Raw genomic sequence first — 14,153 nt, 5'->3', positions numbered from 1 at the left:
CCACACCGGGTTGCATCTGGCTTTCTGTTAGCTGCCGTCGGCATTGTAGAAGGGATTGCACGCCGGTTCGAGGGGTGTCAGCAGCGGACTAACCTGACGGCTGAACACGGCGGTTGTTTCCCCTTGACCCGTGGCCCTGCGAAGCCGGCTGACCAGCCGGCTGAGCTGACCATCCACTTCCACATCTACCATTACCTGAAAATACTCGCTGCTGACACCCAATAAACTGGCAAGATCGTTCTTTTCGTCGGCGGAAAGGTCATCAAGTGGGGGCAGTTTCATCAGTTCACTGATTTCAGTGACCGGCTTCTCCTGACGCGCGTCGAGTACCGCCTGCACCGCGGCTGTCCCTGCCATGTCGCCTATCACCGCATCAAGCACCTGGGGAGGCGCGGTATTCACATTCAAGGTGGTCCCTAGTGGCAGGGCCGTCAACAATCCCCACACTTGCGGCTCCGCAGGTTGATCCGCAACCCGAAAGCTGAGCAATGCCCGCATTTCGGATTCATGGGCGGCCGGCAAATTGGGGGTGCGGCGATTACGGTATTCCGGGTCTTCTGCCCCTTCCACGCTGTCGACAATATTGTTGCTGTCCAGCCAATCAGCCATTTCATTGGCCAGCCGGCTGGCATTGGCTTCGCCGGGGAATGTCTGCTCGATCAGGCGGGTCAGTTGTGCGATAGCTCTGGGATTACGGATAAACTCGTCGCCGGAAGCGGTGACCAGCCAGTTCAGGTTAAAGCGACCCTGCAGATCCTGAACGCTGGCGCTGAGCATGGCATCTTCGTAGGGAGTGGGCGGCAGTTGGACCGCCCACTGTTCTTCCACGCAATCGTCCACAATGGCATTGTTGTTGCGGTCATCCTCCAGATCGTCGATCAGCCCCTGCTGGGCCACCACTTCCGCGGCCATGGCGTATTGATAGCGTTTATCCCATTGCAGCAGGTTGTCTGCCCGGGTCAGGAACCGATCCTGCCGGAAGACAATTTCCAGCGTGATGGTGGCAAGGATCGCGAACAGCATCAGCACGATAATAAGGGCTACACCCCGCTGTTTTGCGTTGCGGGTCAGGACCATGGGTTCACCACCGTACGGTAGAATCGGTGAATGGTGTCGCCATCTTCCAGCTCAATTTCCACTTCGATGCTTTTCGGTAATCGCTGCTGCCAGACAGGAACGGCAGCCAGGGCCACATCCGGCCACAGCTCCAGCCATTGCCACTCCCCCTGTGGAGTCTTGTCCAGATAACGCACCGTAAAACGGGCCACATCGTCGATCAGCACATCTTGTTGATACTCGGTGGCCACATTGGTATCCAGCACTGGCCAGTAACGACGATAGAGTTTGCCGTCTTCCAGCGTATAGATAACCCGCTGCATCTCACTGCGCTGGCGCAACCCGAAGGGGTTGGACCAGCCCAGCCGGGTAAATTCCACGTAATTGTCGCGGCCGATAATGGCGGGTTGCGGGTCGCCATAGGGATCGCGGACCGGGCGGCTGATCAGTTGCTCGAAATCCAGGGTCAGGTAGGTGATGGCGCGCTGGTTGCGTTCCATGATGCTGGCGTTGGCATTGAGTTGCTCACGGCCCTGCAGGGCCGTGCCAAGAAAACTGGCCACCCAGACGTAGATAAAGGCAAAAATGGCGATGGTGACAACCATCTCCAGTAGCGTGAAACCGCGAGTCCTGCCGCGCTGTGACATCAGGACGCAGGCTTTCCAATCAGACTGGCCAGGCGATAGGCCATGCCGCCTTTGTCCTTGCCCCGCAGCGGTCCGACTTCAATGTCCACTCGGCGGGTATCCGGATAAGGCCCTTCAGAAACGGTGGTTTCGATCCACCAGTCACGGCCATTGCGGGACACTTCACTGTCCGAGGTGCCGGTAGAAGGCCATTGCTGATACACCTGCATCTCCACCAGTTTGTCGGACGCAACCAGGAACCCCAGATGGGTCTCGTTGATGTTGGTGTAGGCCCGGGCCGTGGCTCCCATGCTCTGCCCCAGGGTAACCATGACCAGCGCCAGGATGGAGACGGCAACCAGCACCTCCACCAGGGTAAACCCCTTCTGCTCACCACTCACGGTGCGGCCTCCTCGTCATTGCCGGCATCCGGGTCACTGAATTGCCCCAGTGCCGACATGCGCAAACGTTGTTCAGCATCCACATCATCGTAGGCGCGCAGGGTCAGGGTCATCGGGGATACCTCACCGCTGGGAAAGAAAAATACCTGGGGGAAATCCGCTTCCTCCTGGCCGTTTTCATCGCCCTCTTCCTGGTCGACCAGGTCGTTGCCTGCGCCGGCCATGACGTCGTCTTTGACCAGGCTCTCGGCCACATCACTGAGGCTGGCCTGATCTTCACCGAGCTCATCCAGTTGCCAGACCAATTCCAGGGATGGCGGTAACGTGTGTGCCTTGAGCGCGGTGTCATCCACGGGCAGGAATTCCCCCTCAACCCTGTCGTAGGCCAGCGGTGTCCACCCGGTGGTTTCCAGTCGCAGCGCCATCAACTGGCCCGAGAAAAGACTGCGCTCGTTCAAGAGCGCCAGCGTGTCCTGCAAGCGGGCGGTTTCCTGCTCCAGTTGGCGACCATCACTGGTCCAGTTGCCCTGGGACACCAGCACTACGGTGAGCAACCCCATCAGCATCACCACAACCATGATTTCCAGCAGGGTGAATCCGGCCTGAATGACGGGGCGCAAGCGCATCTTACTGAATGTCGCGCCAGTTGATGTCGGCATCGGTCCCTTCGCCACCTTCGGCACCGTCAGCGCCCAGGGAAAGCAGGTCGAAGGGCCCGTCTACACCGGGGCTGATATAGACATAATCATTATTCCAGGCGTCCTCGGGCACACTGGAGAGGTACCCGCCATCAGGCCATTTACGGGCGGATGCGGGGCGCTCAACCAGCGCATTGAGGCCTTCTTCGCTGGTGGGGTAGCTGCCATTGTTGAATTTGTAGAGGTCCAGCTGCTGGACGATTTTCCCCATGTTGGCCTTGGTCAGGTCCACCTTGGCGCCTTCACCCTGCCCGATCACATTGGGAACAATCACGGCGGCCAGCAGACCGATAATGGCAACAACCACCATAATTTCCAGCAGGGTGAACCCTGACATGGTGCCTTTCGTTTTCATTCCTTCACCTATCCAGCTAGTAAGTTGTTCATCTGCATGATGGGCAGCATCACAGACAGTACGATCAATACCACCACACCCGCCATGAATAGAAGCATGATGGGCCCCAACAGCCCCACCATGGTATTGACCGTGCTGCTCAATTCCCGTTCCTGGTAGTCGGCTGCGCGGGTCAGCATGTGGTCCAGCTCCCCGCTGGCCTCGCCACTGGCGATCATCTGCACCAGCATTGGCGGGAAATAGCCACTGGCGTCCAGGGCCCGGCTCAGGCTGCCGCCCTCGCGGACCTTGGCCGCGGCATTCTTCACCGCGTTTCTGACTTCAAGATTGCCCACCACCTGGGCGGCAATAAAAAGGGCATCCACCAGCGGCACCCCGGAACGACCGAGAATCCCCAGTGTGCTGGCGAGACGGGCGCTGTCGGCAGCCCGCAACATGGTGCCGACCATGGGCATGGTGACCATTTTCCGGTGCACTCGCAGGCGGAAACCGGGATCACGCATGGCGCGCATGAAGGCCACAACAGCCACAACGACAACCAGTAGCAGCAACCAGCCCCAATCGCGGGCGAAATCACTGAGCGCCATGACGATACGCGTCAACAGGGGCAGGGTCTGGTCACGGCCTTCAAACACCGCCACCAGCTTGGGGACCACAAAGGTCATCATCAGCATGATGACAATGGTGGCGAACACCATGATAAAGGCCGGATAGATCATCGCCTGCGCCACCGAGCGGCCGGTGTCGTGACGGGTTTCCAGGTAATCCGCCAGTTGCTCGAGAACCTGCTCCAGGTGTCCGCTCTGCTCACCCGCAGCCACGGTGGCCCGGTACATCTCCGGGAAGGCACGGGGAAAGGATTCAAAGCTGCTGGCCAGGCTGAAGCCCTCGCGCACCTTGGCGCGAACTGCCAGAACAATGCGTTCGATTCTGTCATTGGCGGCCTGCTTGGCCACCGCGGACAATGCCTGCTCCACAGGCAGGCCGGATTTGAGAAGAGTCGCAAGCTGGCGTGTCAGCAGGGCCTGCTCAGCCCCTTTCAGCTTGCCAGACGCGGAAAATTGCCCGAGACCGCCGGAACGGCCGGAGTCATGGGCTTCATGCACTTCAATGGGCACCCAGCCCTTGTCACGGAGCTGCTGACGCACCTGACGGGCACTGTCCGCTTCCAGAGTGCCTTTCTTGATTTTGCCCCTGTGATCCAGGGATCGATATTCGAATGCAGGCATGGATCAGGGGTCCGGTCAGTCCTCGCGGGTCACACGCAGCACTTCTTCCACGCTGGTGTGTCCAGCCAGTACTTTACGCCAGCCATCCTCACGGATGCCACTGGTGAGGGTACGGGCATGTCGGTTCAGTTCCAGCTCGCCGGCCCGGTCATGGATCAGCTGGCGCATGGTTTCATCAATCATTACCAGCTCATAGATACCGGTTCGCCCACGGTAGCCCTGCTGATTACAGGCATTGCAGCCCTTGGGGTGATAGAGGGTACAGGATTCATCCTCCGGCAATCCCATCATTTTCAATTCGCTGGCACTGGGCTGATAGGGGGTCTTGCAGTCATCGCAGAGAACCCGCACCAGTCGTTGCGCCAGAACCCCCAGCAGGGAACTGGAGAGCAGAAAGGGCTCAATCCCCATATCCTGAAGGCGGGTTACCGCGCCCACGGCGGTATTGGTGTGCAAGGTAGACAGCACCAGGTGACCGGTCAGGGATGCTTGGACGGCGATTTCTGCGGTTTCCAGATCGCGGATCTCCCCCACCATGACCACATCCGGATCCTGGCGCAGGATGGCGCGCAATCCGCGGGCAAAGGTCATGTCCACTTTACTGTTGACCTGGGTCTGGCCGATGCCTTCAAGCTGGTATTCGATCGGATCTTCTACCGTCAGGATATTGCGGGTGCTGTCGTTCAGGTCCGCCAGAGAGGCATACAGGGTGGTGGTTTTACCGGAACCGGTGGGCCCCGTCACCAGGATAATCCCGTGGGGCTTGTGAATCAGCTCGCGCATATGCTGGTCACAGACATCTCCCATGCCCAGGTGCGATAACTGCAAACGCCCTGCCTGCTTGTCAAGAAGACGCAGCACCACCCGCTCGCCATTGCTGGAAGGCATGGTGGATACCCGCACATCCACATCTCGCCCACCAATACGCAGGGAGATACGGCCATCCTGCGGAATCCGCTTCTCGGCGATATCCAGCCTGGCCATTACCTTGATCCGGGAAACCAGCAGGGGCGCCAGTTCGCGCTTGGGAGTCAGGATTTCACGCAGTACCCCATCTACCCGCAGGCGCACTACCAGGCGTCGCTCGAAGGTTTCGATATGGATATCGGAAGCATCCTCACGGATGGCCTCCTGCAGCAGGGCATTGATCAGCCGGATAATCGGCGCATCGTCTTCCTGTTCCAGCAGGTCGGAGGTTTCCGGCAGGGAATCCGCCAGGCTGGCAAGGTCCAGACCTTCCAGGTCGTCAGCGGCCTCCGCGGCAGCCCCCCGCTGCTGCTCATAGGCTATCGCCATGGCTGCGGTAAATGCGGCGTCATCCATGGGAACCAGGGTGGGCAACCGGCCGATGTGACGCTGCACTTCACTCAGGGCGGAAAGGGGGACGTCCTTGCGATAGCATAATTCGCGGCGCCCATCCTTTTCACGCAACAACACACCGTAGCGCCGGGCGAACCCATAGGGCAGCAATGACGGGGGAAGGTCCTGATTTTCCGGCGTCTCGATGTGCTCGTTCATTTCAGTATTTGTCCATCAAATTCTCGATCACATTGGCGGTGATCTCTGTCAGTGCCAGAAACTGGAAACCCACCTGATACTCTCCGGGAGCGTCCAGGACTTCCGACCACACTACTCTGGCGTCAAAGCTGATGGTGTTGACCCCGGAAATTTGATCCGGCAGCACCATTCCCATCTGCAACACCTCACCCTGGGAGATTTCCCGGCGGGTAAACAGCTTGAACCCGTCCAGGCTGATATTCATCAGGCGGCCCACGTTACCACCGGTGCTTCGATCAAACACCACCATTTCCCTAAACAGTTTCTTGCGGGGGTGGCGTCGGTGGTCCTTGCGGCTGTCGCGGACATCATTCTCGTCATCCGCCTTGCGCAGCACAATAACCACACCCGTGAAATTGCCGGCATCGTCATTGATGGCATTACCCCGTACCGACAAGGCTACCAGTCCATCCTCGTCCTGTGTGTACAGGCTGTGTTCGTTTTTCCAGCCTTCACCCTGCTGGCAGGCCTGCCGCAGGGGGGATTCCTGCCACTCCCAGCGGCGCTTGCCGGTATCATCATTGAAAATCAGCGCGGCAATATCCCGGCCTATCAACTCATCACGGGGGCGACGCAGCAGTGCACAGGCGGCTTCATTGCAGAACGATACCTTGCCGCCGGCATCGGCACCGATCAGTGCCTCACCCAGGGCATGAAGCAGCCGCTCATTCTCGTCCTTCAGGCGTTTCATCTGCACCACTGCCTGCTGCAGTTTCTTTCGCTGGCGATCCAGCTCCAGAAACACATTTACCTTGGCTTCGAGAATTTTCTGGTCGATGGGCTTGAACAGATAGTCCACAGCGCCACATTCATAGCCCTTGAAGACATACTTCTGCTCTTTGGAAATAGCCGTCACGAAGATAATGGGGATATGGCGGGTTTTCTTGTTCTTGCGCATCAACTCCGCGACTTCAAAACCGTCCATCTCCGGCATTTGCACATCAAGCAACACCAGCGCGAAGTCGTACTTCAGCGCCAATGACAAGGCTTCATTGCCTGATTGTGCCATGACAAGATTTCGCCCTTCCCCGTCAAGAATAGCCTCGAGGGCGATAAGATTTTCCCTGTGATCATCCACAACCAAAATGTTTTGCTTCATAGGTCTACTACCCTGCAACCTTTTCTGCCAGAAAGGGCCCGATTGCTTCAAGGTCGAGCACTCTGGAAACTGCACCTGTTTTTATTGCCGCTTCGGGCATGGCCGGTGCTTCTGCGCTTACCGGTGACTGGGCAATGGTGAACCCGCCACGACGGTGAATGTAGTCAATTCCTTTTGCTCCATCTTCATTGGCGCCGGTAAGGATAACCCCTGCAAGCTGTTTTCCGTAGACCGCCCCGGCGGAAAGGAACAGCTCGTCTACCGACGGCCGGGAAAAGTGTACGGGCCTTCCCGCAGACAATGCCAGCGTCTCGTCCTCTTCCACCAGCATGTGGTAACCCGGTGGTGCCACATAGACACAACCCGGCTGAATGTCTTCCTTGTCTTCCGGCGCGATCACGGGCAACTGGCAATAACGGGCCAATAGCCATGGCAGCCGGTTTTCAGCACTGGCGTGCTGGTGCTGAACCAGCAAAATGGCGGCCGGAAACCCCACTGGCAATGCCGACAAGATGGTCGTGTAGGCATTCAACCCTCCCCAGGAGGCCCCCATGACGATCGCCTTTACCGGTCCGATCCTGTTTATCACGATGGGTTACCACTGCCCTCCCCGCGCTGGCTCTTGCCCGCTTCATAGGCGGCGCGGTGTGCCTGGGCCTCACGCAGTTTTTGCTGAAGTTCCCGCCTCTGCTTGTCCAGGCTGAGAAAGAAATCCACCTTGCTCTTCAGGATCAACGGGTCCAGGGGCTTGAACAGATAGTCCACAGCGCCTGCCTGGTATCCCTTGAAGACATACTTCTTCTCTTTACTGATCGCCGTCACGAAGATAATAGGGATCGTCTGGGTATCTTTTCTCTGACGCATCAGCTCGGCGACTTCAAAGCCGTCCATACCGGGCATCTGCACATCCAGCAGCACCAGGGATATATCTTCCTTGAGCAGAATCTTCAATGCTTCCTGGCCGGAATACGCCTTGATAAGGGTTCGCCCCTCGCCTTCCAGCACTGCCTCCAGCGACACCAGGTTGGCGGGTTGGTCATCCACGAGTAGCAGCTTCTGCTCTATCATTGGTTGTCTCTAATCATGCGTTGTGAGGGAATTGCCGTTTGCGAAATATCCGCAGCGGTGTATTGATCACATCAAAGGTCTCTTCCTGACCACTGAAACGCAGGCTTTCCTTGGTACCCAGACAAAGGTAACCCCCCATGTCCAGGCTGTCGCTGAACAGCCGTATCACCCGGGCCTGCAGGGCACGATCGAAATAGATCAGCACATTGCGGCACAGGATTACATGCATTTCACCAAAAACCTGGTCCGTTGCCAGGTCGTGGTCGGCAAAAACGATATTGCGCTTGAGGCGCTGCTCCATGATCACGCTGTCGTAGCGTGCGGTGAAATAGTCGGACAGGGAATGACGGCCTCCAGCCCGGCGATAGTTGTCGCCATACTGCTTCACCGCCTCAATGGAATAAATGCCCTTTTTGGCGGACGCCAGCACATTCTTGTCGATATCGGTGGCATAAATCATGGCGCGATCGTAGAGCCCCTCTTCCTCCAGCAATATGGCCATGGAATAGATTTCTTCGCCGGTGGAACAGCCAGCATGCCAGATCTTGATGAAGGGGAAGGTTTTCAGTACCGGCACCACCTCTTCACGGAAGGCGCGATAGAACTCCGGGTCACGGTACATCTCTGTCACATTGACCGTCAGATCATTGAGCAAGGTCACGAAGAACGGCCGGTCCCTGAGCACTTTATCCGTCATCTCCATGATCGAAGCGAAGCCGGACATGGTCATTCTGTGCATCACACGACGACGAATGGAGGCCTTGCTGTAGGAACGGAAATCGTAGCCGTACATCTGATAGATGGCCTCCATCAGCAGGCGGATTTCAATATCCTCCACATTGACCTCGTCATCATCGATGGGATAAGGCTCAGCCATTCATTGATCCTCCAAGACCTACTTGTGGAGCCAGACCCGCAACAGCGAGGTAAGTTTTGCCATATCAATCGGTTTCGAACAGTAGTCATTCGCCCCGGCCTGGATACATTTGGCCCGATCGTCTTTCATGGCCTTGGCAGTGAGCGCCAGGATCGGCAGTTTCTGGAAACGGCTTTGCTCACGGATAAGACTCATGGCCTCATAGCCATCCATTTCCGGCATCATGATATCCATCAGCACGATATCCATTTGCGGATTCGCTTCCAGCACATCCAGGGCTTCACGGCCATTATTGGCAATGGTGATGTCGAAACCCAGCTCTTCAAGCTGGGCCGACAGCGCATAAATATTGCGCATGTCATCATCTACCAGTAGCAGCTGTTTACCCTCGAAAATGTCATCGCGATGCTCAATCGCATCATTGCCGGGACGACGGTTGGCCGGCAATGTGGACTCCAGCCAGTGCAGGAACAGGGAGGCCTCATTCAGCAGGCGTTCATGGGAGCGTTCTGTCTTGAGAATGATTCGATCCGCGTATTTGCGCAGCTTCGCCTCTTCCTCACGGGTCATGTCCTTGCCGGTATAGATCACCACCGGAACGCTGTCATAACTCTCGCTGGCGTGCAGGGTTTCCAGTAATTCAAAACCACTCATGTCCGGCAGGGTCAGATCCAGGATCATGCAATCGAAAACGGTTTCGCGAAGCGCTTTCAACGCTTCCTCACCACTGGTGGCGGCGGTAATTTCCACCCCTTTCTGGTCAAACAGCTCGCGGATACTCTCGTGCTGTATCTCACTGTCTTCCACCACCAGCAGGCGCCGAACATTGGTCTCAATGGCCCCTTCAATCTTGGCGAAAGCAGAAAGGATGTCATCCTGCTTGGCAGGTTTGGTGAGAAAGTCGATGGCTCCCAGCTCCAGCGCCTTCTTGCGCTCATCCCGACCGGACAGGAAATGAACGGGGATATCCTTGGTGCGGGGATCCGCCTTGAGCTTCTCCATGACCTCCCATCCATCAATACCGGGGAGACCGATATCCAGAATGATGGCACTGGGACGGTAGTGACTGGCGTATTCCAGACCGGCCTCACCATCAGAACAAATATGCCCTTCGAGCCCGTAGTCAGCGGCCAACTCCAGGAGGACATTGGCAAATTCAATGTCATCCTCAACGATCAATACAGTTTTTTCCCGCACCACAAAATCGTCTCGACCCGACTCATTCGGGGTCAATGCGGCGGTGTGGGCTTCCGCGTTGCTGCCAATATCTGCCTCACCGGACACATCACCAGGGGTGGCATCCATGGATTCCGCAGAACCTTCAGGCAGATACAGCATAAACGTGGAGCCGGTGCCTTCCCCGTCACTGTAAAGGCTGATCTCCCCGCCCAGCAGGCGGGCAAGTTCGCGGGAAATCGTCAGCCCCAGACCCGTACCGCCGTATTTGCGGCTGGTGGTGCCATCCGCTTGCTGGAACGCCTCGAAGATCAGTTTCTGTTTTTCGGCCGGTATGCCGGCACCGGTGTCGGTAACCGCAAATTTGATGGTTTTCTCGGGCAGAAGATGGCGGGACGGCAGGGACTCCCCCTCTTCCGGGCGGGCAATGGTCAGTGTCACTGAGCCCTGCTCGGTAAATTTCAGGGCATTGGAAAGCAGGTTCTTGATGATCTGCTCAAGGCGCTGACGATCCGTGTAGAAATAATCAGGAAGGTTGTCGCCCAGATTGACATGGAAATCCAGATTGCGGCTTTCCGCCACGTGGGCAAAGTTACGCCGGAAATGTTCACCAATTTCCTGGGCAGACAAGTCATCAATGATGACATCCATCTTGCCTTCTTCAATCTTGGAAATATCGAGAATATCGTTGATCAGACTGAGAAGATCCGAGCCCGCGGAGTGAATGACCTGGGCATGCTCGACCTGCTTGTCATCCAGATTACCCTTCTTGTTCTGGCCCAGCGCATTGGAGAGAATCAGGATCGAGTTGAGCGGTGTCCGCAGTTCGTGGCTCATGGTTGAGAGGAACTCGGACTTGTACTTGGACGACATCTCCAGTTCGCGGATCTTGTCCTCCAGCTCATGGCGAAGCAACTCAAGTTCGTCGTTCTTCTGCGCCATTTCCGTTTTCTGTTCGGTCAGCAGGCGTGCCTGGGCTTCCAGCTCCTCGTTGGTGACCCGGAGCTCTTCCTGCTGGGCCTGCAGACTCTCCTCTGAGGCTCGCAAGGCCTGCGTCTGGGATTCCAGTTCCTCGTTAATTGCCTTGAGCTCTTCCTGTTGCTGCTGCAGTCGGGATTCGGAGGCAGACAACTCCATGGCCTGTTCTTCCAGATCCTCATTGACCTGTGCCATTTCCTCTTTCTGCCGCTCCAGGGCCTCAGCCTGCTCCTGGGTTTGTTCCAGCATCTGTGCCAGCCGCATACGGCTTTGTACGCTGTGCACGGATACCGCAATCACCGAAACGCACTGTTCCAGGAATGTCAGGTCTTCATCACTGAATTCCCGGAAAGCACCGATCTCGAGAACCCCCTTGATTTCGTCATCATGGACAACCGGCATCACCATCACATTGCGGGCCTGCCCGGTACCGGTTCCCGACGCGATACTGATGTAATCCTCCGGCACCTGCTCGAGCAGAATGCTCTTGCGCTCCAGGGCGCACTGGCCAACCAGGGACTCGCCCAGACGGAACGTATTCGCCAGATGTTTGCGGCGCTGCATGGCATAGGAGCTACTTAACGTGAGCTGCTCGGTGGCCGGGTCAAAGCTGTAAAAGGCCCCCACCTGGGCTTCCAGCACCGGCACCAGGAAACTGAGCATATTGTTGCCCAGCTGCTCGAAGCTCATCTCCCCGCGCATGCGGTTGTTAAGCTCGGCCAGATGGTTCTTGATGGTTTCCTGTCGACGATCCTCGGTATGGCGCTTTATCAGCGAATCACGCATCTTGCGAATGGCGTGCAGCAAGTGACCGGTCTCATCACGACCGCCCTTCTCGATCTTGGTATCCCACTTGCCGTTGGCAATATTGTCGGCAGCGTTTACCGCGCCTTCCAGTGGCAAGGTAATGGCACGGGTAACCCGCAGGGCAATGAGAGCCAGCAGCGTAAAGGCCACCAGGCCGAGAAAGAGGCCGATTTTCTGGGTGCTGAGATTGTCCGAGCGGCTGGCGTTCAGTGTGTCTCGAAACGCCTCGTAGCGCTGCTTTTCGAAAGCTTTCTGGTGCGTCTCGTAGGCGTCCTGGAGGCCACGAACATGACTGATGCGTTGATACAGATCATCGGCGGCCGCATCGCTGTTAATCAAGCTGCGCGCCAGGGTGGTGGCTTCGCCGATATAGGCGCTGAAGCTGCGACGCAAATCCTCCACACTGCCCGACAGGCTCGGGTCGGTGCGACGAATATCCGCCAGCCGCTGCTCGAACTCGGCGGCACGACTTTGCGCTTCCTGCAACAGATCCGGGTCAGCCTGGGTGATGGCAGCAATAAAGGATTCACTGATGGCAATGAAATCCACATTGTTGGCATTAACCAACTCCAGAACGGGAAAGTCCTGGCTTTCAATACGTTTCAGGTGATCAATATTGGTTTCGGCGATATAAAAGCTGTAGGCCGCATAAACGACGAACAACGCAATCCCCAGCCCGGCCACAGACAGGATCTTCAGCCGCACTGACAGGTTCTGGAACCAGTTCATTCAGATAGCCCTCTCGCCTTTCCGGCTTTTTGTTCTCATTGCCCCCCGAAAGGGCCATGCCTGTATCCGTGATGGGATGGCGGACCAGGCTAAGACTAAAGTGTGAGGCTACCAGAAAGCGGGCTGATACGGCAATAAAGTGCCTGAAGTTGCGTAACCAGATAGTTGATTTGACTGGGATTTTTTCTGACTAGCGGCAGGTGCAGACTCGGGCCGAGTCAGAATGGGTATCACCGGGAGGGGGAAAGCAATAACAGGAAGCTGGTGCCCGGGGCGGGACTTGAACCCGCACGACCAAAGGTCAACGGATTTTAAGTCCGTTGCGTCTACCAATTTCGCCACCCGGGCGGTGACCGTGCAGGTCGAAAATTGGAGGCGCGGGTCGGAATCGAACCGGCGTACACGGAGTTGCAGTCCGCTGCATAACCACTCTGCCACCGCGCCTTTAAACTGATTTACCAAGAAAAAACCTCGGCGGAACCGAGGCTTTTGAAAACTTGGAGCGGGAAACGAGATTCGAACTCGCGACCCCAACCTTGGCAAGGTTGTGCTCTACCAGCTGAGCTATTCCCGCTTGTCTTGCTTTGAAAAGTCGCCGCGAAGCATGCTTCGTTGCGGGGAGAATTCTACCCATCGCCCCCTCACTGTCAACCCGGCCCGGCTGGTTTTTTCTGATTTTTCAGCACTTTGACTAAAAAACCCTCGATTCTGCCAGGGCCAGACTCGCGCGGGCCGGCTTAACTCCGCTCAGTCACCACTTTTCAGCAATTCCGGGGCGGCAGCGCGCAAATATGCGCCCATGGACCACAGGGTCAATGCCGTGGCCAGATACAGGAGACCGTAGCTGAGCCACAACCAGGGAGTCATCATGATATCGCCCAGGGCATCGAACTCGGGCTTCTGGGCCAGTAACAGGGTGATGGCTGTCATCTGTGTCACCGTCTTGATCTTGCCCAGCTGACTGACCGCCACCCTGCCCCGCTGACCCAGCTCCGCCATCCATTCACGCAGGGCGGATACCGCGATCTCCCGGGACACAATCACCATGGCGGGCACCGCCAGCCAGGCCGTGGCGTGCACCTGCACCAGCATGACCAGGGCCACCCCGACGATCAGCTTGTCCGCCACCGGATCGAGGAAGGCCCCCAGAGGGCTGGTCTGGTTAAGGCGACGGGCCAGGTAGCCGTCCAGCCAGTCGGTAATGCCCGCAGCCAGAAACAGGGCCGCCGCACACATATCGCTCCACTTGAAGGGCAAGTAGAACACCAGAACCAGAACGGGAATTGCCAATACACGAATCATGGTGAGGATATTGGGCAAATTCAGGATCGGGCTCGTTTTCTGCATAGGTACTACCGCCAAAATAAGGGCCTGTTGATACCCCGCTGCTCCGTCGAAATCGTTGCAAAGAGCATAAAAAGACACGAACGCAGGGCATGGCCAGCCATAATGTCTGCCGCTGTCGATCAACGCAGGCAATAACAGGCCGAAAGAGTC

The 14,153-nt window shown here is 57.1% G+C and carries 13 protein-coding genes and 3 tRNA genes; all 16 read right to left on the bottom strand.

The features are described 5' to 3' along the window. Positions 1-27: 27 nt before the first annotated feature. On the bottom strand, positions 28-1,077 hold the full coding sequence (gene gspK / locus A0251_RS13130; protein ID WP_062817302.1) for a type II secretion system minor pseudopilin GspK: 1,050 nt from the start codon (positions 1,075-1,077) through the stop codon (positions 28-30). Continuing rightward, complete coding sequence (gene gspJ / locus A0251_RS13125) at positions 1,068-1,703, bottom strand: type II secretion system minor pseudopilin GspJ (RefSeq protein WP_062817301.1); 636 nt, start codon at positions 1,701-1,703, stop codon at positions 1,068-1,070. The genes gspK and gspJ overlap by 10 nt, the downstream gene beginning before the upstream one ends. After that, on the bottom strand, positions 1,703-2,083 hold the full coding sequence (gene gspI / locus A0251_RS13120; RefSeq protein ID WP_062817300.1) for a type II secretion system minor pseudopilin GspI: 381 nt from the start codon (positions 2,081-2,083) through the stop codon (positions 1,703-1,705). Before gspI ends, gspJ begins: the two co-directional genes overlap by 1 nt. Beyond that, positions 2,080-2,709 carry a type II secretion system minor pseudopilin GspH gene (gene gspH, locus A0251_RS13115; RefSeq protein ID WP_062817299.1) on the bottom strand — a complete coding sequence of 210 codons (630 nt, stop codon included), beginning with the start codon at positions 2,707-2,709 and terminating at the stop codon, positions 2,080-2,082. Before gspH ends, gspI begins: the two co-directional genes overlap by 4 nt. A 1-nt stretch (position 2,710) precedes the next feature. Continuing rightward, a complete protein-coding gene (gspG, locus tag A0251_RS13110) occupies positions 2,711-3,136 on the bottom strand; it encodes a type II secretion system major pseudopilin GspG (RefSeq protein ID WP_062817298.1) in 426 nt (141 codons plus the stop codon). An 8-nt stretch (positions 3,137-3,144) separates the two neighbouring features. Continuing rightward, the gene (gene gspF / locus A0251_RS13105; RefSeq protein ID WP_062817297.1) at positions 3,145-4,365 is read right to left on the bottom strand and encodes a type II secretion system inner membrane protein GspF; all 1,221 of its coding nucleotides are present in this window, start codon (positions 4,363-4,365) and stop codon (positions 3,145-3,147) included. 15 nt (positions 4,366-4,380) lie between these two features. Continuing rightward, on the bottom strand, positions 4,381-5,883 hold the full coding sequence (gspE, locus tag A0251_RS13100; RefSeq protein WP_062817296.1) for a type II secretion system ATPase GspE: 1,503 nt from the start codon (positions 5,881-5,883) through the stop codon (positions 4,381-4,383). Position 5,884: 1 nt separating this feature from the next. Beyond that, complete coding sequence (locus A0251_RS13095) at positions 5,885-7,021, bottom strand: response regulator (RefSeq protein ID WP_062817295.1); 1,137 nt, start codon at positions 7,019-7,021, stop codon at positions 5,885-5,887. Between the two features lie 7 nt (positions 7,022-7,028). Next, complete coding sequence (locus A0251_RS13090) at positions 7,029-7,574, bottom strand: chemotaxis protein CheB (protein WP_062817294.1); 546 nt, start codon at positions 7,572-7,574, stop codon at positions 7,029-7,031. Positions 7,575-7,606: 32 nt separating this feature from the next. Further along, a complete protein-coding gene (locus tag A0251_RS13085; protein ID WP_062817293.1) occupies positions 7,607-8,089 on the bottom strand; it encodes a two-component system response regulator in 483 nt (160 codons plus the stop codon). A gap of 13 nt (positions 8,090-8,102) precedes the next feature. Next, complete coding sequence (locus A0251_RS13080; RefSeq protein WP_062817292.1) at positions 8,103-8,966, bottom strand: protein-glutamate O-methyltransferase CheR; 864 nt, start codon at positions 8,964-8,966, stop codon at positions 8,103-8,105. Between the two features lie 18 nt (positions 8,967-8,984). Next, the gene (locus A0251_RS13075) at positions 8,985-12,656 is read right to left on the bottom strand and encodes a response regulator (RefSeq protein WP_062817291.1); all 3,672 of its coding nucleotides are present in this window, start codon (positions 12,654-12,656) and stop codon (positions 8,985-8,987) included. 262 nt (positions 12,657-12,918) lie between these two features. Further along, positions 12,919-13,004: transfer RNA gene (locus A0251_RS13070), tRNA-Leu, on the bottom strand. A gap of 22 nt (positions 13,005-13,026) precedes the next feature. Next, positions 13,027-13,100 (bottom strand) — tRNA-Cys (locus A0251_RS13065). A gap of 54 nt (positions 13,101-13,154) precedes the next feature. Beyond that, positions 13,155-13,230, bottom strand: a tRNA-Gly gene (locus A0251_RS13060). Positions 13,231-13,403: 173 nt separating this feature from the next. Continuing rightward, positions 13,404-14,003, bottom strand: coding sequence for a CDP-diacylglycerol--glycerol-3-phosphate 3-phosphatidyltransferase (gene pgsA / locus A0251_RS13055; RefSeq protein WP_082810885.1), 600 nt, complete (start codon positions 14,001-14,003; stop codon positions 13,404-13,406). Between the last annotated feature and the right edge of the window lie 150 nt (positions 14,004-14,153).

It is taken from the genome of Alcanivorax sp. NBRC 102024 (assembly GCF_001602235.1).
GTDB lineage: Bacteria > Pseudomonadota > Gammaproteobacteria > Pseudomonadales > Alcanivoracaceae > Alcanivorax.
This window is presented reverse-complemented; position numbering and strand designations above follow the sequence as displayed.